General features: G+C 64.1%; 24 protein-coding genes and 1 pseudogene. 12 read left to right on the top strand and 13 right to left on the bottom strand.

Annotated features, from left to right (window positions below; translation table 11 throughout):
• The first annotated feature begins 16 nt into the window (after nt 1–16).
• Nucleotides 17–1,588, top strand: a complete 1,572-nt coding sequence (locus EJ073_RS05200; protein WP_126054765.1) for a GMC family oxidoreductase — start codon at nt 17–19, stop codon at nt 1,586–1,588.
• Between the two features lie 64 nt (nt 1,589–1,652).
• Here the strand turns inward: EJ073_RS05200 and EJ073_RS05195 are convergent, their stop codons facing one another.
• The gene (locus EJ073_RS05195; protein ID WP_126054764.1) at nt 1,653–2,048 is read right to left on the bottom strand and encodes a hypothetical protein; all 396 of its coding nucleotides are present in this window, start codon (nt 2,046–2,048) and stop codon (nt 1,653–1,655) included.
• A gap of 304 nt (nt 2,049–2,352) precedes the next feature.
• Between EJ073_RS05195 and urtA the strand changes: the two genes are divergently transcribed.
• The 6 genes from urtA (at nt 2,353) to EJ073_RS05165 (ending at nt 8,729) form a co-directional block, all read left to right on the top strand.
• Complete coding sequence (gene urtA / locus EJ073_RS05190) at nt 2,353–3,660, top strand: urea ABC transporter substrate-binding protein (RefSeq protein ID WP_126054763.1); 1,308 nt, start codon at nt 2,353–2,355, stop codon at nt 3,658–3,660.
• 120 nt (nt 3,661–3,780) lie between these two features.
• Nucleotides 3,781–5,394: an urea ABC transporter permease subunit UrtB gene (urtB, locus tag EJ073_RS05185; RefSeq protein ID WP_126054762.1), complete on the top strand. Its 1,614-nt coding sequence runs from the start codon at nt 3,781–3,783 to the stop codon at nt 5,392–5,394.
• On the top strand, nt 5,391–6,614 hold the full coding sequence (gene urtC / locus EJ073_RS05180; RefSeq protein ID WP_126054761.1) for an urea ABC transporter permease subunit UrtC: 1,224 nt from the start codon (nt 5,391–5,393) through the stop codon (nt 6,612–6,614). The genes urtB and urtC overlap by 4 nt, the downstream gene beginning before the upstream one ends.
• A 4-nt stretch (nt 6,615–6,618) precedes the next feature.
• A complete protein-coding gene (urtD, locus tag EJ073_RS05175; protein WP_126054760.1) occupies nt 6,619–7,365 on the top strand; it encodes an urea ABC transporter ATP-binding protein UrtD in 747 nt (248 codons plus the stop codon).
• Between the two features lie 70 nt (nt 7,366–7,435).
• Nucleotides 7,436–8,131, top strand: a complete 696-nt coding sequence (urtE, locus tag EJ073_RS05170; RefSeq protein ID WP_126054759.1) for an urea ABC transporter ATP-binding subunit UrtE — start codon at nt 7,436–7,438, stop codon at nt 8,129–8,131.
• Between the two features lie 424 nt (nt 8,132–8,555).
• Nucleotides 8,556–8,729 carry a hypothetical protein gene (locus tag EJ073_RS05165; protein ID WP_126054758.1) on the top strand — a complete coding sequence of 58 codons (174 nt, stop codon included), beginning with the start codon at nt 8,556–8,558 and terminating at the stop codon, nt 8,727–8,729.
• Between the two features lie 19 nt (nt 8,730–8,748).
• Here EJ073_RS05165 and EJ073_RS05160 read toward each other — a convergent pair whose 3' ends face one another.
• The 4 genes from EJ073_RS05160 to uvrA form a co-directional block, all read right to left on the bottom strand.
• Complete coding sequence (locus EJ073_RS05160) at nt 8,749–9,900, bottom strand: GGDEF domain-containing protein (RefSeq protein ID WP_126054757.1); 1,152 nt, start codon at nt 9,898–9,900, stop codon at nt 8,749–8,751.
• Nucleotides 9,901–10,013: 113 nt separating this feature from the next.
• Nucleotides 10,014–10,820 carry a DUF72 domain-containing protein gene (locus EJ073_RS05155; RefSeq protein ID WP_126054756.1) on the bottom strand — a complete coding sequence of 269 codons (807 nt, stop codon included), beginning with the start codon at nt 10,818–10,820 and terminating at the stop codon, nt 10,014–10,016.
• Nucleotides 10,821–10,848: 28 nt separating this feature from the next.
• Entirely contained in the window at nt 10,849–11,313 is a 465-nt protein-coding gene (locus EJ073_RS05150; RefSeq protein WP_126054755.1) for a GNAT family N-acetyltransferase, read from the bottom strand.
• A 34-nt stretch (nt 11,314–11,347) separates the two neighbouring features.
• Nucleotides 11,348–14,269 carry an excinuclease ABC subunit UvrA gene (gene uvrA, locus EJ073_RS05145; protein WP_126054754.1) on the bottom strand — a complete coding sequence of 974 codons (2,922 nt, stop codon included), beginning with the start codon at nt 14,267–14,269 and terminating at the stop codon, nt 11,348–11,350.
• Between the two features lie 777 nt (nt 14,270–15,046).
• Between uvrA and EJ073_RS05140 the strand changes: the two genes are divergently transcribed.
• Nucleotides 15,047–15,835: a PhzF family phenazine biosynthesis protein gene (locus EJ073_RS05140; RefSeq protein WP_126054753.1), complete on the top strand. Its 789-nt coding sequence runs from the start codon at nt 15,047–15,049 to the stop codon at nt 15,833–15,835.
• A 62-nt stretch (nt 15,836–15,897) separates the two neighbouring features.
• Here EJ073_RS05140 and EJ073_RS05135 read toward each other — a convergent pair whose 3' ends face one another.
• From EJ073_RS05135 to EJ073_RS05115, 5 genes are all read right to left on the bottom strand, one after another.
• Nucleotides 15,898–16,182, bottom strand: a complete 285-nt coding sequence (locus EJ073_RS05135; RefSeq protein WP_126059081.1) for a hypothetical protein — start codon at nt 16,180–16,182, stop codon at nt 15,898–15,900.
• 68 nt (nt 16,183–16,250) lie between these two features.
• Nucleotides 16,251–16,856 carry an ATP-dependent Clp protease proteolytic subunit gene (locus tag EJ073_RS05130; protein WP_126054752.1) on the bottom strand — a complete coding sequence of 202 codons (606 nt, stop codon included), beginning with the start codon at nt 16,854–16,856 and terminating at the stop codon, nt 16,251–16,253.
• A gap of 24 nt (nt 16,857–16,880) precedes the next feature.
• Nucleotides 16,881–17,363, bottom strand: coding sequence for an SRPBCC domain-containing protein (locus EJ073_RS05125; protein ID WP_126054751.1), 483 nt, complete (start codon nt 17,361–17,363; stop codon nt 16,881–16,883).
• Nucleotides 17,360–17,674: a metalloregulator ArsR/SmtB family transcription factor gene (locus EJ073_RS05120; RefSeq protein ID WP_126054750.1), complete on the bottom strand. Its 315-nt coding sequence runs from the start codon at nt 17,672–17,674 to the stop codon at nt 17,360–17,362. Before EJ073_RS05120 ends, EJ073_RS05125 begins: the two co-directional genes overlap by 4 nt.
• A 43-nt stretch (nt 17,675–17,717) precedes the next feature.
• Nucleotides 17,718–18,107, bottom strand: a complete 390-nt coding sequence (locus EJ073_RS05115; protein ID WP_245455471.1) for a cupin domain-containing protein — start codon at nt 18,105–18,107, stop codon at nt 17,718–17,720.
• A 209-nt stretch (nt 18,108–18,316) separates the two neighbouring features.
• Between EJ073_RS05115 and ssb the strand changes: the two genes are divergently transcribed.
• Genes ssb through EJ073_RS05100 form a run of 3 tightly spaced genes read left to right on the top strand, consistent with a single transcriptional unit; the run spans nt 18,317 to nt 19,728 of the window.
• On the top strand, nt 18,317–18,841 hold the full coding sequence (gene ssb, locus EJ073_RS05110; RefSeq protein ID WP_126054748.1) for a single-stranded DNA-binding protein: 525 nt from the start codon (nt 18,317–18,319) through the stop codon (nt 18,839–18,841).
• A 32-nt stretch (nt 18,842–18,873) separates the two neighbouring features.
• Nucleotides 18,874–19,272 carry a DUF2306 domain-containing protein gene (locus EJ073_RS05105; RefSeq protein ID WP_126054747.1) on the top strand — a complete coding sequence of 133 codons (399 nt, stop codon included), beginning with the start codon at nt 18,874–18,876 and terminating at the stop codon, nt 19,270–19,272.
• A gap of 30 nt (nt 19,273–19,302) precedes the next feature.
• Nucleotides 19,303–19,728, top strand: coding sequence for an OsmC family protein (locus EJ073_RS05100; protein ID WP_126054746.1), 426 nt, complete (start codon nt 19,303–19,305; stop codon nt 19,726–19,728).
• Between the two features lie 17 nt (nt 19,729–19,745).
• Here the strand turns inward: EJ073_RS05100 and EJ073_RS05095 are convergent, their stop codons facing one another.
• From EJ073_RS05095 to EJ073_RS05085, 3 genes are all read right to left on the bottom strand, one after another.
• Nucleotides 19,746–20,375, bottom strand: a complete 630-nt coding sequence (locus EJ073_RS05095; protein ID WP_126054745.1) for a MarC family protein — start codon at nt 20,373–20,375, stop codon at nt 19,746–19,748.
• A 94-nt stretch (nt 20,376–20,469) separates the two neighbouring features.
• A complete protein-coding gene (locus tag EJ073_RS05090) occupies nt 20,470–20,847 on the bottom strand; it encodes a VOC family protein (RefSeq protein ID WP_126054744.1) in 378 nt (125 codons plus the stop codon).
• Nucleotides 20,848–20,885: 38 nt separating this feature from the next.
• Nucleotides 20,886–21,410: a hypothetical protein gene (locus EJ073_RS05085; RefSeq protein WP_126054743.1), complete on the bottom strand. Its 525-nt coding sequence runs from the start codon at nt 21,408–21,410 to the stop codon at nt 20,886–20,888.
• 86 nt (nt 21,411–21,496) lie between these two features.
• Here EJ073_RS05085 and EJ073_RS05080 point away from each other — a divergent pair.
• Nucleotides 21,497–22,328 (top strand): annotated as a pseudogene (locus tag EJ073_RS05080) (AraC family transcriptional regulator).
• The last annotated feature ends 30 nt before the right edge of the window (nt 22,329–22,358 follow it).

Raw genomic sequence — 22,358 nt, 5'->3', positions numbered from 1 at the left:
TTCATGGGAGGAAACCATGGCAGCACCATTTGATCTCAAGAATGACAGCGTGGTCGTCATCATCGGCTCGGGCGCCGGCGGCGGCACACTCGGCAACGAACTTGCCCAGAAAGGCATCGACGTCGTCATCCTCGAGGCGGGCGCCCGCCACGAGTACGATGATTTCATCAACGACGAGTGGGATTCCTTTACCCAGCTTGCCTGGAAGGACAAGCGCACCACATCCGGCGACTGGCGGGTGGCGAAGGATTTTCCAAACCTGCCGGCCTGGATCGTCAAGTCGGTCGGTGGCTCGACCACGCATTGGGCGGGCGCCTCGCTGCGCTTCCAGGAGCATGAGTTCAAGGCACACTCGACCTACGGCAAGGTGGAAGGCGCCAGCTTGCTCGACTGGCCGATCACGCTGGCCGAGATGGAACCCTACTACACCAAGGCCGAAGCCAAGATGGGCGTCACCGGCACCAATGACTGGCCAAGACTGCCGGGCAACAACAACTTCAAGGTGCTGAAGGCCGGCGCCGACAAGCTCGGCTACAAGGAATGCCACACCGGCAACATGGCCATCAACTCGGTCCAGCGCGACGACCGCAACTCCTGCCAGCAGACAGGCTTCTGCTTCCAGGGCTGCGAGTGGGGCGCCAAATGGTCGACGCTTTACACCGAGATCCCCAAGGGTGAGGCGACTGGCCATCTCGAGGTGCGGCCGAATTCGATGGCGATCAAGATCAACCACGACGCCAGCGGAAAGGTGACCGGCGTCGTCTATGCCGACAAGGACGGCAAGCTGCAGGAGCAGAAGGCGCGCATCGTCGCCGTCGCCGGCAACTCGATCGAGAGCCCGCGGCTGCTGCTCAACTCGCAATCGGCCAAGTTCCCGCACGGGCTCGCCAATTCCTCGGGGCAGGTGGGCAGGAACTATATGCGCCACACAACCGGCTCGGTCTACGCCATCTTCGACAAGCCGGTGCACATGTATCGCGGCACCACCATGGCCGGCATCATCCGCGACGAGGCGCGCCACGACCCTTCGCGCGGTTTCGTCGGTGGCTATGAGATGGAGACGCTGTCGCTCGGCCTGCCATTCATGGCGGCCTTCCTCAACCCGGGCGGCTGGGGCCGCTCCTTCACCACGGCGCTCGACCACTACGACCACATGGCGGGCCTGTGGATCGTCGGCGAGGACATGCCGCGGCCGGAAAACCGCATCACGCTGCACAAGGACGAAAAGGACGAGCACGGCATGCCGATCGCCGACGTCCATTTCGACGATCACGCCAACGACACGGCGATGCGCGATCATGCCTACAAGCAGGGTCAGGCGCTGTACGCGGCGGTTGGCGCGACGCGGACCTTCCCGACGCCGCCCTATCCCTCGACCCACAATCTCGGCACCAACCGGATGAGCGAGAAGGCGGTCGACGGCGTCGTCAACAAGCATGGCCAGGCGCACGACATCAAAAACCTGTTCGTGTCCGACGGCAGCCAGTTCACCACCGGCGGCGCCGAGAACCCGACGCTGACCATCGTCTCGCTCGCCATCCGTCAGGCCGATTACATTGCCGGACAGATGTCGGCGAAGAGCATCTGAACACGCCCTCCCGGCAGCCTGCGCGGAGCTTTCCCGGCTCCGCGCTTTTTTGCGAAAGGGTAGATTATCCCCTGGTGCAGGTTGAGGCGGTGAAAGCTCCGTCGGGCTGCTTCATGATGATATCGAAGGACGGGCTGTCAGGCCCGTCCAGCGTCGCCTGAGTCATGGAGACGGAGTTGCCGCCGCTGGTGTAACCGCCCAGTGGACCCAGCCAGTTGATCTCGCCATTGGCATTCATCTGATAGTTGTAGCCTTGCGGCGCGGTGCCGAAAGTGACCGGGCCGCTATAGACATTGCCCTTGATGGTGATGTCGCCGAGGTTGAGGAAGGCGCCGAGCAGGTAGACCTCGCAATGGTAGATCCCGTCGGGCATCTTGCCGTCGGTGAAGTCGGCGCGGGCGGCTCCGGTTGCGGCAAGCAATAGCAAGATGCTGAAAATGCTGGAGATACGGGAGGTCATGGCATCGCTCGGTTCGAAGCTGACCTTGCCCTATTTCCCCGCTGCACCGCAACCTGCCGCGTGCCGCAATTCGACGCGGCAGGCTCAAAAAATGGGCATGGATCCCATTTGGGCAAAATATAGGCAGCATTGCGCGATTTTGCCTCATTTGAACGATCCGGACTTCGTTACATGTTGGGCAGCTAATATCGTAACTCACTGATAAGGCTCGGATATCCGGCTGTCTTGCCCGCTTTTCCTGGATTGGCATGGTGGTTGCATAGCTCTGTTGCGACGCAAAACAACCAGAATGGGAGTGTGCAATATGAGGGGTAACTTCTCGACAATAACAAAAATGTTTTCGGCTGGCGTGCTCGCCGCCGGTCTGCTGACGGCGCCTGCAAAGGCGGCCGACGACACGATCAAGGTCGGCATCCTCCATTCGCTGTCGGGGACCATGGCGATTTCGGAGACGACGCTGAAGGACGTCATGCTGATGCTGATCGAGGAGCAGAACGCCAAGGGCGGCCTGCTCGGCAAGAAGCTCGAGGCCGTCGTCGTCGATCCGGCGTCCAACTGGCCGCTGTTCGCCGAAAAGGCGCGCGAGCTGATCTCCAAGGACAAGGTCGCGGCCGTGTTCGGCTGCTGGACCTCGGTGTCGCGCAAGTCGGTGCTGCCGGTGTTCTCGGAACTCGACAACATCCTGTTCTATCCGGTCCAGTATGAGGGCGAGGAGAGCGAGCGCAACGTCTTCTACACCGGTGCCGCTCCAAACCAGCAGGCCATCCCGGCCGTCGACTACCTGATGAGCGAGGACGGCGGCTCGGTGAAGCGCTGGGTGCTTGAAGGCACCGACTACGTCTATCCGCGCACCACCAACAAAATCCTCGAAGCTTATCTGAAGGCGAAGGGCGTGCCGGCCGAGGACATCATGGTCAACTACACGCCGTTCGGCTTCTCCGACTGGCAGACCGAGGTCTCGGCGATCAAGAAGTTCGGCTCGGCCGGCAAGAAGACGGCCGTCGTCTCGACCGTCAACGGCGACGCCAACGTTCCCTTCTACAAGGAGCTCGGCAACCAGGGCATCAAGGCCGAGGACATCCCGGTCATGGCCTTCTCGGTCGGCGAGGAAGAGCTGGCCGGCCTCGACACCGGTCCGCTGGTCGGCCATCTCGCCGCCTGGAACTATTTCGAGAGCGTCGATACGCCCGAGAACAAGAAGTTCATCGACGACTGGCACAAGTTCATCAAGAACGACAAGCGCACCACCAACGACCCGATGGAAGCCCACTATATCGGCTTCAATATGTGGGTGAAGGCGGTCGAGAAGGCCGGCACCACCGATCCGGACAAGGTCATCGACGCTATGGTCGGCGTCTCGGTGCCGAACCTGACCGGCGGCTATTCGACCATGATGCCGAACCATCACATCACCAAGCCGGTGCTGATCGGCGAGATCCAGGCCGACGGCCAGTTCGAGACCGTCTCGCAGACGCCGGGCCTGGTGATGGGCGACGAATGGTCCGACTTCCTGCCTGACTCCAAGGACCTGATCTCGGATTGGCGCGCGCCTCTGTCCTGCGGCAACTTCAACGTTGCCACTGGCAAGTGCGGCGGCAAGGGAACCAACTGATCCTCCCGGGTCTGATCGGTCGTGGTTCTCTCCACGGCCAGGACCGCGAAGCGTCCGGGCGAACTCCTCCTCCAGTCCGCCCGGACGCGCAATTCCAGCCCCAGACGAGTATCTGAACGGATGATCCTGTTGCGCGCTCTCGGCCTCACGCTGTTGTTTCTGATGGCAAGTTTGTTGCCGTCGAACGCCGAAGCCGACCTGCGCGCCATCATCGCCAAATTCGCCACCGGCACCAGCTTCTCGGCCACCGAGGCCGTGGTGCGCGAGCTTGCCGCCACCGGCGACCCTGCGGTCGAGCTGCCGCTTTCGGCGCTCGCCGACGGCAATCTCTACATCCGCAAGGCCGACTCCCAGGTCTTCGTCGGCAAGGACGCCGGCGACGGCATCGACCTGCTCGATCCTCTGAGCGGCGAGAAATCAGCCACTGCCGCCAAGGCCGATCTCACCAAGATCAAGGTCAACAACGGCTTGCGCCGCATCATCCGCGACGCGCTCGGCACGCTGACGCTGCGCGCCAAGGACCCGGCCGTGCGGATTGCAGCCGCCGCGACCATGTTCAAGACGCCGGACGCGGCGAACATCGAACCGCTCGATGCCGCCATCACCGCCGAGACGGAGCCGGCCGTCATGGCGCTGTTCGATCAGGCCCGCGCGGCATCGGTTCTGGTTTCGGACAAACCCGAGGCCGACAAGCTTGCCGCGATCTCGGTGATTGCCGCGCGCGGCGACCGCGACGCGCTATCGCTGCTCACCTCGGTCGAGGCGAGTTCCGGAGGCGCGGTCAAGGGCGCGGCCTCGTCCGCGATCGGCGCCATCAATTCAACGCTGGCGCTGTGGGATGCAGGCCAGAACATCTGGTACGGCATTTCTCTGGGTTCGGTGCTGCTGCTCGCGGCCATCGGCCTTGCCATCACCTTCGGCGTCATGGGCGTCATCAACATGGCACATGGCGAGATGGTCATGCTCGGCGCCTACACCACCTTCGTCGTCCAGCAGGTGATCCGCACGTCCTTTCCGGAACTGTTCGACTGGTCGCTGGTCATCGCGCTGCCGCTCGCTTTCCTGGTCGCAGCGCTCGTCGGCCTCGCCATCGAGCGCGGCGTCATCCGCCTCCTCTATGGCCGGCCGCTGGAAACGCTTCTGGCCACCTGGGGCATCTCGCTGGTTTTGCAGCAGGCCGTGCGCACCATCTTCGGGCCGACCAACCAGGAGGTCGGCAATCCATCCTGGATGTCGGGCTCGTTCGACGTCGGCCAACTGGCCATCACCTGGAACAGGCTGTGGATCCTGGTCTTCGCGCTCCTGGTGTTTGGCGTGCTGCTCTACGTCATGAAGCACACACCCTGGGGCCTGCGCATGCGCGCCGTCACCGCCAACCGCCGCATGGCCGCTTCCATGGGCATCAGGACGCCCTGGGTCGACGCGCTGACCTTCGCGCTCGGCTCCGGCATTGCCGGCATCGCCGGTGTCGCGCTCAGCCAGATCGACAACGTCTCGCCCAATCTCGGACGCGGCTACATCATCGACAGCTTCATGGTCGTCGTCTTCGGCGGTGTCGGCAATCTGTGGGGTACGCTGGTCGGCGCCTTTTCGCTCGGCATCGTCAACAAGTTCCTCGAACCTTATGCCGGCGCCGTGCTCGGCAAGATCGTCGTGCTGGTGCTGATCATCCTGTTCATCCAGAAGCGTCCGCGCGGCCTGTTCGCGCTGAAGGGCCGGGCGGTGGAAGCATGATCACGCAACGCTTCTTCGGCGCCGATCGCCGCATCGCCAGCACCGTTCTCATCCTGTTCGCGGCGGCGATCATCGTGCCGCTGCTCAATCTCGCGGTGTCGCCGTCGAGCGCGTTCTACATTCCGCCTTACATCGTAGCGCTGGTTGGCAAATATCTCTGCTATGCGCTGCTCGCGCTCGCGCTCGACCTCGTCTGGGGCTATTGCGGCATCCTCTCGCTCGGTCACGGCGCCTTCTTCGCGCTCGGCGGCTATGCGATGGGCATGTACCTGATGCGCCAGATCGGCTCGCGCGGCGTCTACGGCAATCCTATCCTGCCGGACTTCATGGTGTTCCTGAACTACAAGGAACTGCCGTGGTTCTGGTACGGTTTCGACCATTTCTGGTTCGCAGCAACGATGGTGCTGGCCGCGCCAGGCCTGCTCGCCTTCGTTTTCGGCTGGTTCGCCTTCCGCAGCCGCGTCACCGGCGTCTATCTGTCGATCATCACCCAGGCGATGACCTATGCGCTGCTGCTCGCCTTCTTCCGCAACGACATGGGTTTCGGCGGCAACAACGGCCTGACCGACTTCAAGGACATTCTCGGATTCAACGTGCAGGCCGACGCAACGCGCTCGGCGCTGTTCGCGGCCAGTGCCGTGACCCTGGCGCTTGCCGTTCTCCTGACCTCGGCGATCGTGCGCTCGAAGTACGGCAAGCTCCTGATGGCGGTGCGCGATGCCGAAAGCCGCACCCGCTTCCTTGGCTGGCGCGCCGAGAACGTCAAGCTGTTCGCCTTCACCGTTTCGGCGATCTTGGCCGGCATCGCCGGCGCGCTTTACGTGCCGCAGGTCGGCATCATCAATCCCGGCGAGTTCGAGCCGTCCAACTCGATCGAGGTGGTGATCTGGGCGGCCGTCGGCGGGCGTGGCACCATTGTCGGCCCGATCGTCGGCGCACTGCTCGTCAATGCCGGAAAATCCTGGTTCACCGGCGTGCTGCCGGAATTCTGGCTGTTCGCGCTGGGCGGCCTGTTCGTGGCCGTAACCCTGTTGCTGCCCAAGGGCATCGTCGGCATGTGGGACAGCTGGCGCAGCAAGGCCAGGGCGTTGCGCACAGCCTCGCTCGCGGCGGATGTCGGCAGCGATCCGCAAGAGCCGCAGCCGAAGATCGTGCGCTCGGCGGCGAGGACGCCCGGTGCCTGGTCCGCCGCCAAACCCGAACCGCAGCCGGCGGAGTAGGGCGATGTCCAAGTCGAACACAATCCTCTATCTCGATGGCGTCTCGGTCTCCTTCGACGGTTTCCGCGCCATCAACAATCTGTCGCTGGTGCTCGACAAGGGCGAGATGCGGGCGATCATCGGCCCCAACGGCGCCGGCAAGACGACGATGATGGACATTGTCACCGGCAAGACGCGGCCGGACGAAGGCGAGGTCTTTTTCGACGGCCAGGTCGATCTCACCCGGCATGACGAGGCCGAGATCGCCATGATGGGCATCGGCCGGAAATTCCAGAAGCCGACCGTCTTCGAAAGCCACACGATCGAGGAGAATCTGATGCTGGCCCTCAAAGGGCCGCGCTCGATCTTCCCGGCGCTGTTCCATCGCCGCTCTGCAGCGGAAGCGCGGCGCATCGACGACATACTCGGCATCATCCGTCTCGGCGATAAGCGCGCGGAGCTGGCCGCCAGCCTCAGCCACGGCCAGAAGCAATGGCTGGAGATCGGTATGCTGCTCGCGCAGGACCCGAAGCTGCTGCTGGTCGACGAGCCGGTCGCCGGCATGACCGATGCCGAGACGGAGGAGACGGCGCGCCTGCTCAAGGATATCGCGCGAGATCATTCAGTCATCGTCGTCGAGCACGACATGCATTTCGTGCGCGAGCTCGGCGTCAAGGTCACCTGCCTGCACGAAGGCTCGGTGCTGTCCGAGGGCTCGCTCGATTTCGTCTCGGCCGACGAGCGTGTCGTCGAAGTCTATTTGGGGCGTTGAGCATGATCTGGCGGGTCTCGTTCCACCGTTTCGACCTTTCCTTCCTCAGGCGCTGGAGAAGGCGCTGACCATGCTCGAAGTTTCCAACGCCACGCTGCATTACGGTGCCGCCCAGGCGCTGCGCGGTGTTTCGCTGAAGGCCGGCGCCGGCAAGATCACCTGCGTGCTCGGCCGCAACGGCGTCGGCAAGACCAGTTTGATGAGATCGATCGTCGGCCACCACCGGCTGACGAGCGGAAGCGTTGCCTTCGAGGGGAAGGCGCTCGACCGGAGCGCGGCGTATGACCGCGCCCGGTCGGGCATCGCATTCGTGCCGCAAGGCAGGGAGGTCTTCCCGCTGCTGACGGTACGCGAGAATCTGGAGACCGGCTTCGCGCCGCTGAAACGGGCCGACCGCAACATCCCGGCGCATGTCTTCGAGCTGTTCCCGGTGCTGAAGCAGATGCTCGGCCGTCGCGGCGGCGATCTCTCCGGCGGCCAGCAGCAGCAGCTCGCCATCGGCCGGGCGCTGGTGACGCGGCCGAAGCTGCTCGTGCTCGACGAGCCGACCGAAGGCATCCAGCCCTCGATCATCAAGGACATCGGCCGCGCCATCCGCTACCTGCGCGACCAGGCCGGCATTGCCGTGCTTCTCGTTGAGCAGTATCTCGACTTCTGCCGCGAGCTTGCCGACGAGGTCAACATCATGGACCGCGGGCAGATCGTCCACACCGGCCCCGCTGAAGACCTCGATCGCGCGGATGTCCGGAAGTTCCTGACGGTGTAGCTCGCCTTCGTCATTCTTGGGCGTGCCAAGGAGCGAAGCGACGCGGCGCAGATCCAAGGATCCATGCCGTGACATCGGCGGAAGATTGCGGCGGTCCAGAATAAAAACCGTTCAACCTCGCTCCTGCCATCCTAGAATCTGCACCTTTAGTAGCGCTTCCAAGTAACGGCAGGGATCCTTGGGTCTTCGCTCCGCTTCGCGCTGGCTGCGGCCAAGGATGACGAAGTCATTGACGGCTCTGGCGTGTTTAATACCGCATGCTAGTCTTTTCTTGGCCTTGGTGAGTCGGCCGCTTTCCGTACCAGTCGCGAATGAGGGGGAAGGTGCTGGCCGGCCGGCAAGTTCCACGCAAGCAAGCAAGCCTAGCTTTCCCCGCAGTGATTGTCGGTCAATGCGTCCAAACAATCTTGCCAGGGGGAAGGCGATGGAGCGTTTTGTCGAAGACTACCAGAAGCGACGCCTCACCGAGCGCGTCGACATCATCACCGCCATCAACATCCTGCGGTCGCAGGGCTACGATCGGGACGAATTGATCGGCGAAATGACCAAGGTTTTCTATGTCGACCTCGATGCCTACAACGAGGTGATGGCGCACTGAAGCGAAGGCAGGCCGGGCGCTAGCTCGCTCGCCGCAGCGTCGCGGCAAGCACGCGGTTGCGGCCGCCGCGCTTGGCGGCATAGAGCGCCTTGTCGGCGGCGCTGAGCACCTTGTCGAAGCTGATGCCGTCCTGGCTGCCGAAGGCGTAGCCGGCGCTGACCGTGCAGGACAGCGGGCGCGTCTCGGTTTCGATGTGGCGCGCGGCGAAAGATGCACGGATGCGCTCGGCGGCGAACTCGACCTTCTCGGGCAAGGTGCGCTTGAGCACCAGCGCGAATTCCTCGCCGCCCAGGCGCGCGGCGGCGTCGGTCGGCTGAAGATTGGCCGCGAGTTCCTCGGCGAACACTTTCAGCACCGCGTCGCCGGCGGCATGGCCGAACTCGTCGTTGATCGCTTTGAAGCCGTCGAGGTCGAACACCACCACCGCCATGAAAGCGCCGACCGGCGCCTCGCCATGCAGGTCGAACAGCGCGCGCCGGTTGAGCAGGCCGGTCAGCGGATCGGTGAGCGCATTGCGCCGGTGATGCTGCGCCAGCCGCCCCTGGTTCAGCGCCAGCGACAGCCCGCCGATGCCGGTCATCGAGGCGATGACGATGATGAGGCTGAGATCCTCGGCCCAGTTGCTCGGCGCGTGGCCGAGCACCAGCCTGCCGTCCCAGGCCAGCACCGCCGCGCACAGCACGAACGAAGCCGCGGTCAGCGAATAGAGCAGGGCGACACCCTGCAGCGGCGCAGGCGCTTCCTCCCGCCCGCGCCAGTATTCATGCGCCGTCGCGAACAGCAGCAGGCCGGCAAGGAAATTCTCCAGCATGAAGCCAAGCCCGTCATAGCCGAGCGCCATGGGCGGCAGCGCCAAAGCGAGCGAAATGCCGGCGCCCACCAGGACGCGCGGCAATGGCGAGCGCCCTGTCCTGAACTGGTGGGCGGCACCCAGCATCACCGAAAAGCCGAGCAGCAGAAGTGCCAGCGTCAGAACGCCGAGGACAGGCCCAGGGGCTTCGATATAGGCGTCATAGACGAACACCTCGCCGACGATCACCAGCACGCTGATGGCCCAGGTCAGAAGGAACCTGTCGGAGCGGGCGGTCAGCCATGTGCCGAACAACGTCATGCTGAGGCAAGCGGCGGAAAAGCCGACCGCCAGCAGCATTGAATTGTAGTCGAGCAGCATGCCCTGTCCTTGCCGGCGGCGGCGCCAGAGTCTGCTCTGGCGTCGGCTATTAGTGCCGCAAGGAAGTGTCGATACCGTTACGATATCCGCGAAGATACCGAGATTTTGCCGCGTCAGCCCGTCACGCGCTTCATCAGCGCCATGGCGCCGAACGGTGCGCGCACCTTGCCCTCGGTGATGAAATAGGCGAACACGTCGCGCGGCTTGACCGGCGCGTCGGTCTTGGCATCGGCGCGCGGCAGGTCTGCCGGCTGCTTGCCTTCCGCCCAGGTTTTTACGCGCGCCGCCCACTCATCCAACGCCTTCGGCGTGTAGCAGTCGGGATTGTCGTCGCTGCCGGTCTGCAGCCGCGCATAGACGAAATCGCCGGTGACGTCGGCAATCCGAGGATATTTGGCGTGGTCGGCATAGACGATCGCCGCCTTGTACTTGCGGGCCAGCGCCGCGAATTCCGGCATGATGAAACTGTCGTGCCGGACTTCCAGCGCGTGGCGCAGTGCGACGCCGTCCTGCTTCTCGGGGAGCAGCTTCAAGAAGGCTTCGAAATCGTCCGCATCGAACTTCTTCGTCGGCGCGAACTGCCACAGGATCGGGCCGAGCTTGTCGCCGAGCGCGGCAACGCCGGAGCCGAGGAAACGCATCATCGACTCGCCGGCTTCGCCCAGCACACGACGGTTGGTGACGAAGCGGTTGCCCTTCAGCGAATAGACGAAACCGTCAGGCGCCTCGTTCGCCCATTTGACGAAGGTCGGCTCCTTGAAGCTGGAATAGAAGGTGCCGTTGACCTCGATGCTCGGCACCTGCCGGCTGGCGTATTGGAGTTGCTTGGCCTTGGACAGCTTGTCAGGATAGAAAGACGTGTCCCACGGCTCGAACGTCCAGCCGCCCATGCCCGAGCGGATCGTTCCTTGGCTGGCCATTGTCATCCTCCCAGTTTCAAAAAGGCTATCAGGCGGCTTGGTCGACCGGCTTGACCATGTCGACCACAATCCATCCTGGCCGGTAGGGGTGGGCCCGGCGACCCGTTTCCCGGAAACCATAGGCCGTATAGAGCGCGATGTTCCGCGCCATCCGCGAATTGGTGTAGAGCCGCACCTCCGGCAGACCCCATGACTGTGTCTGCTCGTCAGCGAAGTCGAGCAGCGCGATGCCCAACTTCTTGCCTTGAAACGCAGGCGACACGGCCACGCTGAAGATCATGACATGGTCGGCATGGCGCTCGAGCACGATCAGCCCGGCAAGCTCAGCGCCGCCCTCCAGCAGCCAGACCTCGCCGCGCTCGATGCGTGGCGCATAGTCTTCCGTGACCGGCATAGGCGGCGCGCCGAGCAGAGCGGTGTAGGGCGCATAGGCGGCGGTGGTTAGCGCGACGACGGCGGGGAGATCCGCCGCAAGCGCCTCTCTGAATGTCATTCAAACGCTCTCCAGGCACTGACGATTTGCGCACTCACTCCGCCGCTTCGCGCTTGCCTCCAGGGCGCCGCTCCAGCAGTTCTTTGAGGAACTGGCCGGTGTAGCTGCGCTTCTCGCGCACGATCGCTTCCGGTGTGCCGGAGGCGACCAGTTCGCCGCCGCCGTCGCCGCCTTCGGGGCCGAGGTCGAGCACCCAATCGGCGGTCTTGATGACCTCGAGATTGTGCTCGATGACCACCACCGTGTTGCCCTGGTCGACCAGCTCGTGCAGCACTTCCAAGAGCTTGGCGACGTCGTGGAAGTGCAGGCCGGTGGTCGGCTCGTCGAGGATGTAGAGCGTTTTGCCGGTCGCCTTGCGCGACAGTTCCTTGGCGAGTTTTATCCGCTGCGCCTCGCCGCCGGACAGCGTCGTCGCCTGCTGGCCGATATGGATGTAGCCGAGGCCGACCTGCTTCAGCGTCTCCAGCTTGTCGCGCACGCCGGGAACGGCAGCGAAGAAGTCGACGCCTTCCTCGACCGTCATGTCGAGCACGTCGGCGATCGACTTGCCCTTGAACAGCACGTCGAGCGTCTCGCGGTTGTAGCGCTTGCCGTGGCAAACGTCGCAGGTGACGTAGACGTCGGGCAGGAAGTGCATCTCGATCTTGATGACGCCGTCGCCCTGGCAGGCCTCGCAGCGGCCGCCCTTGACGTTGAACGAGAAGCGGCCCGGCTGATAGCCGCGCGCCTTGGCTTCCGGCAGACCCGCGAACCAGTCGCGGATCGGCGTGAAGGCGCCGGTATAGGTGGCGGGGTTGCTGCGCGGCGTCCGTCCAATAGGCGACTGGTCGATGTCGATGACCTTGTCGAGGAACTCCAGCCCCTCGATGCGGTCATGCTCGGCCGGATGTTCACGCGAGCCCATAATGCGGCGCGAGGCCGCCTTGAACAGCGTCTCGATCAGGAAGGTCGACTTGCCGCCGCCCGACACGCCGGTGACCGCGGTGAACGTGCCGAGCGGGATTTCCGCCGTGACGTTCTTCAAATTGTTGCCGCGCGCGCCGACGACCTTGATGCGCCGGTTCTTCTTCGCTTCGCGGCGCATGGCAGGCGTCGCCACTTCGAGTTCGCCGGACAAATATTTGCCGGTGATCGAGGCCGGCGTCGCCATGATCTGCTGCGGCGAGCCCTGCGCGATGATCTCGCCGCCATGGATGCCGGCGGCCGGGCCGATATCGACGACATAGTCGGCATGCAGGATGGCGTCCTCATCATGCTCGACGACGATCACCGTGTTGCCGATGTCGCGCAGGTGCTTCAGCGTGTCGAGCAGGCGTGCATTGTCGCGCTGGTGGAGGCCGATCGACGGCTCGTCCAGCACATAGAGGACGCCGGTGAGGCCCGAGCCGATCTGCGACGCGAGCCGGATGCGCTGGCTCTCGCCGCCCGACAGCGTGCCGGAATTGCGCGAAAGCGTCAGATAGTCGAGGCCGACATCGTTGAGAAAGCGCAGCCGCTCGCGGATCTCCTTCAGCACGCGCACCGCAATCTCGTTCTGCTTGTCGTTGAGCTGCGCCGGCAATTCGGTGAACCATTGGTCGGCCTTGCGGATCGACTGCTCGGTCACTTCGCCGATGTGTTTTCCCGCGATCTTCACCGCCAGCGCCTCCGGCTTCAGCCGGTAGCCGCTGCAGGAGGGGCAGGGGGTCGCCGACATGAAGCGCTCGATCTCCTCGCGCATCCAGGCGGATTCGGTCTCCTTCCAGCGCCGGTCGAGATTGGGGATGACGCCCTCGAAGGTCTTGGTCGTCTTGTAGGAGCGCAGACCGTCATCGTACTGGAAGGTGATCTCGCGCTCGCCGGTGCCGTGCAGGATCGCCTCCTGCGCTTCGGCGGAAAGATCCTTGAACTTGTCGCCGAGCTTGAAGCCATAGGCCTTGCCCAGCGCTTCCAGCGTCTGCGCGTAATAGGGCGAGGTCGACTTCGCCCACGGGCTGACGGCGCCGTCGCGCAGCGAAAGGTTCTCGTCGGGCACCACCAAATTGGCGTCGATGGCGCGCTGGCTGCCGAGGCCGTCGCAGGTCGGGCAGGCGCCGAACGGATTGTTGAAGGAGAACAGCCTGGGCTCGATCTCCGGAATGGTGAAGCCCGAAACCGGGCAGGCGAATTTCTCCGAGAACAGGATGCGCTCATGCGTCTCGTTCTTCGACTTGTTGACCGAATCCTCACCAGTCAGGCTGGCGTCGAGCGGCCTGTCGGCGAATTCGGCGACGGCCAGGCCCTCGGCGAGCTTAAGCGCCGTCTCAATGGAATCGGCAAGTCGCGTCGCCAGGTCGCCGTGCACGACAATGCGGTCGACAACCACGTCGATGTCGTGCTTGTACTTCTTGTCCAGCGCCGGCACATCGGCGATCTCGTAGAAGACGCCGTCGACCTTGACGCGCTGGAACCCCTTCTTCTGCAGCTCCAGCAGTTCCTTGCGGTACTCGCCCTTGCGGCCCCGCACGATCGGCGCCAGCAGAAACAGGCGCGTGCCTTCCTCCAGCGCCAGCACGCGGTCGACCATCTGTGAGACCGTCTGGCTCTCGATCGGCAGGCCGGTGGCCGGCGAATAGGGAATGCCGACGCGCGCGAACAGAAGCCGCATATAGTCGTAGATCTCGGTGACGGTGCCGACCGTCGAGCGCGGATTCTTCGACGTCGTTTTCTGCTCGATGGAGATGGCGGGGGAGAGCCCGTCGATCTGGTCGACATCCGGCTTTTGCATCATCTCGAGGAACTGGCGGGCATAAGCCGACAGGCTCTCGACATAGCGGCGCTGGCCTTCGGCATAGATGGTGTCGAAGGCGAGCGACGACTTGCCGGAACCTGACAGGCCGGTCATGACGATCAGGCTGTCGCGCGGCAGATCGAGATCGACGTTCTTGAGATTGTGTTCGCGCGCCCCGCGAATGGAAAGGTATTTATGGTCGGCCATCGCCGGTCGCCGCCTCAGGTCTGGAATTTGCTGGAGTGGCGGGGTTCCCCGGCCATCCCCTATGTAGGTAGTTTTCCCGCCACGTCGAGAGACGCCACAACACTCGACAGAAGCGTTTAACCGTCTTTCGCGCGGGCGGGCAAGCGGAAAGAACAAAGGCCGAACACGCTCCTGACAAAGCGGTGTGGAAATCCCGCCCCGACCTGACCTAGACGTAACCTCCCGGTGATCACATTTTCCGTTAATCGGCTTTTCAACGGTTGACGTCTCCGACTCACGGGAGCAGTGTCCGGGGGTCAACGGAGCCGGCCGTCTTTCGATGGCCTCGCCACCCAAAGGTGGCCTGCGAGACGCCGCAGGCTTTGCGATTTGCGCTTCGGACGACAATTGTCGCAACGGACCCAGGAGCGGAGCATGACGCCACCGGACAGTCCCTTGAGGCTCCACACGATGATGGAGCCGCGGCGGGCATAAGTGCCAGGGCTTGGCGTGAGCGCTGCCCGACAAACCGTGACTTGCCGATTCCCAACAATCAGAGACCATAGTCGGATCGTCGGCTGAACGCCGCGGAGCATCCGAAATCAAACGCCGGCAGAACACTCCCGGCAAAAGTTGGATTTCAGATCCATGAAAGCCCCGTCAGACTGTAGAAGCAGCGGCGGGGCTTAAATTTGCGCCAGCGATGGCACTCGGTGCCGATGGCGCACCCGTCCTACGTCAACGTCGACCGATACATGGCGCGATTGGTGGGCCGTGAGTTCAATCCATCTCAATCCCATGCGTACACCCATCTTCCAGCTCGATGCCTTCGCTCACCGGCGATTTGCCGGCAATCCCGCCGCGGTCATGCCGATGGGCAGCTTCCCGGACGACGCGGTGATGCAGGCCATAGCCGCCGAAAACAATCTGGCGGAGACCGCGTTTCTCGTTCGCGAGGGGAGCGACTATCGGCTTCGATGGTTCACGCCCGTCACGGAAGTGCCGCTTTGTGGACACGCGACGCTTGCGAGCGCGGCGGTCGTGATGGAGCGGCTCGAGCCGGGTCGTCAGTCGGTCGTGTTTCATTCGAAGAGCGGGCCGCTCGTGGTTACGCGTGTGAATGCGGGCTACGTGTTGAACTTTCCGGCGCGCCCGTCGGAGAAAGCCGCGGCGGTCCCGCCGGGGTTCGCGCATGCCCTCGGCGTCGAACCTGTTGAAGTCTGGGTGAACGCGTTCAACTACATGGCGGTGCTCGACAGCGCGAGCACTGTGCGCTCACTTACGCCAGACATGGCGGCGATTGCTCGTCTGGACCGACCCGGTGTCATCGTGACGGCAGCAGGTGATGAAGCGTACGACTGCGTCAGCCGGTACTTCGCTCCAGCGAAAGGAGTTCCTGAGGATCCGGTGACCGGCGCCGCGCACTGCATGCTGGTGCCCTATTGGGCTCCGCGCCTCGGCAAGACAGAGTTGCGTGCGTATCAGGCATCGAAGCGAGGCGGGGAGATCACGTGCCGCGCGGTTGGCGAGCGTGTCGAGCTCGAAGGGCAGTGCGTGTTTTATCTCGAAGGCGAAGCGGAGATCTGATTTCAGCGGCTGGCGGCGCTCGCATTCCACGACGCGGCGGCAGCGCCGACGTTCAAAGCACCTTAATGGCTCGGCGGCCTGATCCCACCCGTCGCCATGTCGATGGTTATGCTGCCGGAAATCCTGACATCGGTATCGCCGATCTTGAACTGGCCGTTGCCGCTGGCCGGCAGCGCGTCCTCGGGCTCGGGCTGCGGGGCGGGCTTGGCGATGCGATAGTCGCTGCTCACGCCGGGCAGAGCAGCCTTCTGTGTCGAACTGTCATCGGCGAAGGCGGCGCCCGCCAACATGCTCGCGGTCGCGAGGGCGACGATGCGCAGGAGTCTGGACGAACGCTTGCTGGTCATCGCCGGACTATATTGGCGGCGCAGAAGCGATGCCAGACCGCACGCGATCACTTTGCCGCGTGCCGGCCTCATGCCGCCTTCTTGCGGGTGTCGTAGACATGGTCGACAAGACCCCAGGCCTTGGCCTCCTCGGCGGTCATGAAATAGTCGCGGTCGAGCGTGCGCTCGACCTCCTCGTAGGTGCGGCCGCAATGATGAGCATAGAGCTCGGTCATGCGCCGCTTGGTGCGCATGATGCCTTCGGCGTGACGTTGGATATCGGACGCCTGGCCCTGGAAGCCGCCGAGCGGCTGGTGCAGCACAATGCTGGCGTTGGGCAGTGCGATGCGCCGGCCAGGCGTACCGGCCATCAGCAGGAAGGACGCCATCGAGGCGGCAAAGCCCATGCACACGGTCGACACCGGGCAGGAGATGTACTGCATGGTGTCATAGATGGCGAAACCGCTGGTCACCACGCCGCCCGGCGAGTTGATGTAGAGCGATATCTCCTTGTCGGGATGGTCGGATTCCAGCGACAGAAGCTGGGCGCAGACCAGCGCCGACACACCGTCGTTGATCTCTCCGTTGATGAAGATGATGCGTTCGCGCAGCAGCCGCGAGAAGATGTCGAAGGCGCGTTCGCCGCGGCTCGAGTGTTCGATCACCATCGGCACCAGATTGGCAAGACCGCTCATTTCGTCTCTCCCTTGGTTCCTTGCTCAGGCCGCGCGCCGCAACTGCGGCGCATTCGCCGCGATCGCCCGTTTCGTGCCGCCCGCGCCAAAGGCGTGCCGGCAACCGGCACCGGCCATGGCGACGGCGGGCATGCGCGCAAAGCCCTCATGGACGATGCGCAGGTGCGTGCCGCCGGAAACCGTCGGGTCGAGCGTGAAGGTGACGATGCTGTCCAATCGGCCGTCGAGCGGCACTTGCCGTCCGCCATTGCCTTTGCTTGGCCGCTCGCGCCAGGAATAGCGCAGCAGCCTGCCGGGCTCGGCTTCGAGGATTTCGCACTCGATCGGCGCCTCTGGCCCGTCAAAGGCGAAACGGCTGCCCACTTCGGGAGTGATGTCGTTCGGCATCATCCAGGCCGCCAGCAATTCCGCTTCGGTCAGCGCGCGCCAGACTTTTTCAGGCGGATCGGTAAGCTCGCATTCGAAGTTGAGCGACGCATCGGCAGGAGGACGTTCGGTTGCCGTCATTGGTCCATTCCCTTCAAAACTGTCTTCAGTTTCTCGATGCGTTCCGGCCAGAACGCGCGGTAGCGCTCGATCCAACCGAGCAGCGGCTCGAGCCCTTCCGGCGCTGCGCGGTAATAGGCATTGCGGCCGGCGCGCCGCTCGACCACCAGGCCTGCGCCGCGCAGCACCGCCAGATGCTGCGACACCGCCGGCTGCGACACCGTCATGCCGATGCGCAGCTCCGACACGGTCATCTCGCTGGCGACCAGCCGCTCGTAGACGGCGCGCCGTGTCGGGTCGGCCAGCGCGCGGAAAATCTCTGCCTCGATCATGGCAGAAGCATAAGTCGATACTTATTGATTTGGCAAGCGCTGTTTACGAACCTTGCGGAAGCCAGCGCCTCACCAGCCCGGCCGCTCCATCGAAGGTGGCCTCGAAGATCGGCGACGCCAACACCGCGTGGATGTGAAGCGGTTCGTCGCCGACGTTGCGGAAGCCATGTTTCCTGTGCGCGGGGACGATGAGAGACTGGCCTGACGTCAGGACGCTGTGCTGGTCATCGATCCACACCTCGGCCATCCCGGCGACGACCGTGAGCACCTCCTCGACCGAATGCCAATGGGTCGGGGCGCCGACCGTGGGCTCGACCCATTGTTCGAATATGCAGAGTTGCGCCGCGCCGTTGCTGGCCGATACCAGCATGCGTGTCTCGACGCCCGCCCGCCATTGCTCGCGCTGCTGGTCCCCATGTGCGATCGACTTCACCTGGCACCCCATCCGTTCCCGATCACGTGGAAATTCCGGGCCGGAACACTACATGCTGCTGACAACCATTGACAGCGCATCGCCCACATCATAGAACGAAAAGAGAACAAAAACCTTGTGGGAAAAGCCAGTCACGACGGGCGGCGATTGCCCGCAAGCTGTAAGGTGCGGCGTCAAAAATTTGTTTCGGATGAGCGCGGAGAAGTACGATGGCGGGTAGCGTCAACAAGGTCATTCTGGTCGGCAATCTCGGGGCGGACCCGGAAATCCGCCGCCTGAACTCGGGTGAGCCGGTCGTCAACATCCGCATCGCCACCTCGGAAAGCTGGCGCGACAAGAATTCCGGCGAGCGCAAGGAAAAGACCGAGTGGCACAACGTCGTCATCTTCAACGACCAGATCGCCAAGGTGGCCGAGCAGTATCTGAAGAAGGGCATGAAGGTCTATGTCGAGGGCCAGTTGCAGACGCGCAAATGGCAGGACCAGACCGGCAATGACCGCTACACGACCGAGGTCGTGCTGCAGAAATTCCGTGGTGAGTTGCAGATGCTCGACGCGCGCGGCGAGGGCGGCGGTCAGGTCGGCAGCTATGCCGGTGGCGGCAACAGCAGCCGCGGCTCGGATTTCGGCCAGTCCGGCACGAACGACAGCTTCAGCCGCGGCGGCGGCGGTGGCGGCTCCAGGGGTGGCGGCGGCGGTGCGTCGCGCGAACTCGACGACGAGATCCCGTTCTGAGCGCCCCACGTAACCGGCATTGAGGAGGGGAGATGTCGCTCGGACCATTGCTATCCGCGCCCCCTCCCATTCCGTGGCATGCATTCGCGGCCCTTGCCGCCCTGGCGATTGGCGGCGCGCAGCTGGCGCTTCCGCAAGGCACGCCGAGCCACCGCGTGATGGGCTATGCCTGGGCGGCGCTGATGCTTGTCATCGCCGTCTCGAGTTTCTGGATCCAGCAGATCCGCCTGATCGGCCCGTTCAGTCCGATCCATCTGCTGTCGATCCTGGTGCTGGTCACCGCGCCGCTGGCGGTGTGGTATGCGCACACCCATCGCGTCGCCGCGCATCGCGGCGCCATGATCAAGCTCTATGTCTTCGCCTTGATCGGCGCCGGCATCTTCACGCTGCTGCCTGGCCGGATCATGCATACGGTCGTGTTCGGTCAATAGGCTGGCCAAGGCCTCGCAAGGAAAAATGCCGTGAAAGCACGCGTCAAATGGGTCGAGGAACGCACCTTCGTCGGTGAGTCCGGCAGCGGCCACAAGGTTGTCCTCGGAACAGCGTCCGGCCCGGAGGGCAAAACGCCGGGGCCGAGCCCGATGGAGCTCGTGCTGATCGGCACCGGCGGCTGTTCGGCCTACGACGTCGTCCACATCCTCGAAAAAGGCCGCGAGGCGATCGAGGATTGCGTCGTCGAGCTCGACGCCGACCGGGCAGAGAAGGAGCCCAGGGTCTTCACCCGCATCCACATGCATTTCATCGTCAAGGGCCGCGGGCTCTCGCATGAAAAGGTGAAGCGCGCGATCGACCTCTCGATCGAAAAGTACTGCTCGGCGACCGCGATGATGGCCAAGACGGCGACGGTCACGCATGATTTCGAGGTCGTCGATACCGCCGCGAAATAAGGCAGCAGGGGTCCCGCTTAGGCAGCCATTAGTGCCCTGACGCCGTCCGCAACGAACTGTACGGCGAGCGCCGCCAGGATGACGCCGAGCAGCCGCGTCAGGATCGAGCGGCCGGTCTGGCCGAGGATGCGGTCGATGCGCTCCGCCAGCACGAACACCAGATAGGTGATGGCGAGGCTGACGAAGATGATGCCAACCAGCGCCGCCTGCGCCGCGAAACCGTCGAAGTGTCCCGACAGCAGCACCGTCGCCGAAATCGCGCCCGGGCCGGCGATCAGCGGGATCGCCAGCGGGAAGGCGGCGATATTGTGGATCATGTCCTTGGTGATGGCGACGTCGCCGATCTTCTCCTTGCGGTCCTGCCGGCGCTCGAACACCATTTCGAAGGCGATGAAGAAGAGCAGGAAACCGCCGGCGACGCGGAAGGCCGGCAGCGTGATGCCGAACACCGACAGGATCGAGGCGCCGGCAACCGCGAACAGCGCCATCACCAGGAAGCCGATCACCGAGGCCCGCACCGAAACTTGCTGGCGCTCCTCGCGGTTCATGCCGCGCGTCACAGCGAGGAAAAGCGGCGCCAGCCCGGGCGGGTCGATGGTCACCAGTATGGTGACGAAGGCATTGAACAGGCTGTCGAAGCTCGGCATCGCTGGTCCCCTCCCGCCGGGCGAAGCCCAAGCTCGTCAATTGGTAGAGCAAAGCGGGAGCGGTGGGAACAGGAAGGGAGGGGATTTCAGCCGGCTATTCAGCTTTGCCGCAGTAAGCCTCGAGCCGGTACCCGTCAGGGTCTATGACGAAGGCGGCATAGTAGTTTTCACCATAAGCGGCGCGCAAGCCAGGCGGGCCATTGTCCCTGCCGCCCTCACGCAACGCGGCCGCGTGGAAGGCATCGACGCTCTTTCGCGTCGGCGCGGCGAAGCAGAAATGCAGGCCGGACTCCGTGTCCGCCGGCACCGGCCGCGCGGCTTCATTCACCCAGAGCGCCACTGCATTGGCGCCATAGCCGAGCGAGCCGGGCGACTGGCTGAGGCAGCCATAGCCAAGTGGTTGCAGCAAGGCATCGTAGAAGCGCTTCGAGACAGTTGTGTCGCCAACGCCGAGCGAGATGTGGTCAAGCATCGTTTTCTCCGTTTTTTCATTAGGGTAGCCGATCAGCCTCAAGTCGTGCGGCGGGCGAGGAATTCGACCTCGAGCCGCCAGGTGGCGCCGCCGTCATGCGAGCGCTCGCCGAGCCAACGGAACGAATTCTCGGTGATGCGCGAAAAGCTCCAACGCACCGACGCGCCGGAGCCATCGGCGCCGACCTGCACGATCGTCTCGCCCTCGGCGCGGCCGAGCTGCCGGCTGTAGTATTGGTTGCGCGGATCGCTCCAGAAGATGTGCCAGGCATCGACCCCGGGATCGTAGACGCGCAGGGTCGTACCGTAGAACGTCCACGCGCCGAGAGATGTCTGTACACCAGTATTGCGCGCGGGCAGGATCCACACGTCCTGGATCGCCTTGCCCTCCAGAACCCAGCCGAAATGCACCTCGCCACGCCCGGTAAGAACCGTGCCGTCCTCGAGATGGCGGGTGGCGTCGAATGTCCAGGCGCCGACGAAGCGCCCATAGAGCGCCAGCTTTTCGGCTAGGCCGGGGTTGGGCTCGCCGCTGTGCAGGGCCTCAGCGAAGGAACCGATCATGACTACTGCCTCGTTTGTCAGGAGAGCACGACCAATAGAGGCAGGAAAGGGTTCTGCGCTTGGGGAAAATTGCTAACTTTCGGGCGATGACGACGCGTGAGAAGAAAATCGTCTCGGGCCGGGGCTGGCAGGTGTCGGACGTCGTGTGCACCGCCGGCGTCGGCGACAGCCCGTTCGAGGAAGAGCATCGCGGCTTTTGCGTTGCCGCGGTAACCCAGGGCACGTTCCGCTACCGGACACGCGAGGGCACGGCGATGCTTGCGCCCGGCGCGATCCTGCTCGGCAATCCCGGCGCCTGCTATGAGTGCGGGCATGAGCACGGCGCCGGCGACCGCTGCCTCTCCTTCCATTTTTCGCCGACCTATATGGAGCGCATTGTCGCCGACGTGCCCGGCGCCATGCGGCTTGGCTTCGCCGCGCCGCGCCTGCCGCCGTTGCCGGCGCTTGCGCCGCTGCTGGCGGAAGCGGAAGCCCGCGCGGGAAACCGGCGACGCCGACGCATTCGAGGAACTCGGCCTGCGCATTGCCGGCGCGGTGGTCAGGACGAGCTCGGATGCCGTTTATGCCGCCCGCGCGCCGAGCCGTCGCGACCAGAAACGGGTCGCCGAGGCGGTGCGGCTGATCGAACTCGAAGCAGACCGCCCGCTGTCGCTCGCCGACCTCGCCAGCAGCGCGGCGACGAGCCCCTATCATTTCCTGCGCAGCTTCCGGCAAGTCGCCGGGATGACGCCTTACCAGTTCCTGCTCAAAACCAGGCTGCACAAGGCCGCCGTGCGACTGCGCACCTCCGACACGGCGATCTCGACGATCGCCTTCAACGCCGGTTTCAGCGACCTGTCGACCTTCAACCGCCGCTTCAGGCGCGAGATGGGAGAAGCGCCTGGCGCCTACCGCGCGCGCCGGACTGGCGGCTACTGAGGGCGCCCGCAACGCGGCCACCGGGGCCCG

This window comes from Mesorhizobium sp. M4B.F.Ca.ET.058.02.1.1 (assembly GCF_003952505.1).
GTDB lineage: Bacteria > Pseudomonadota > Alphaproteobacteria > Rhizobiales > Rhizobiaceae > Mesorhizobium.
Note: the sequence above shows the minus strand (reverse complement) of the source record. Positions and strands in the feature narration are given on the sequence as shown.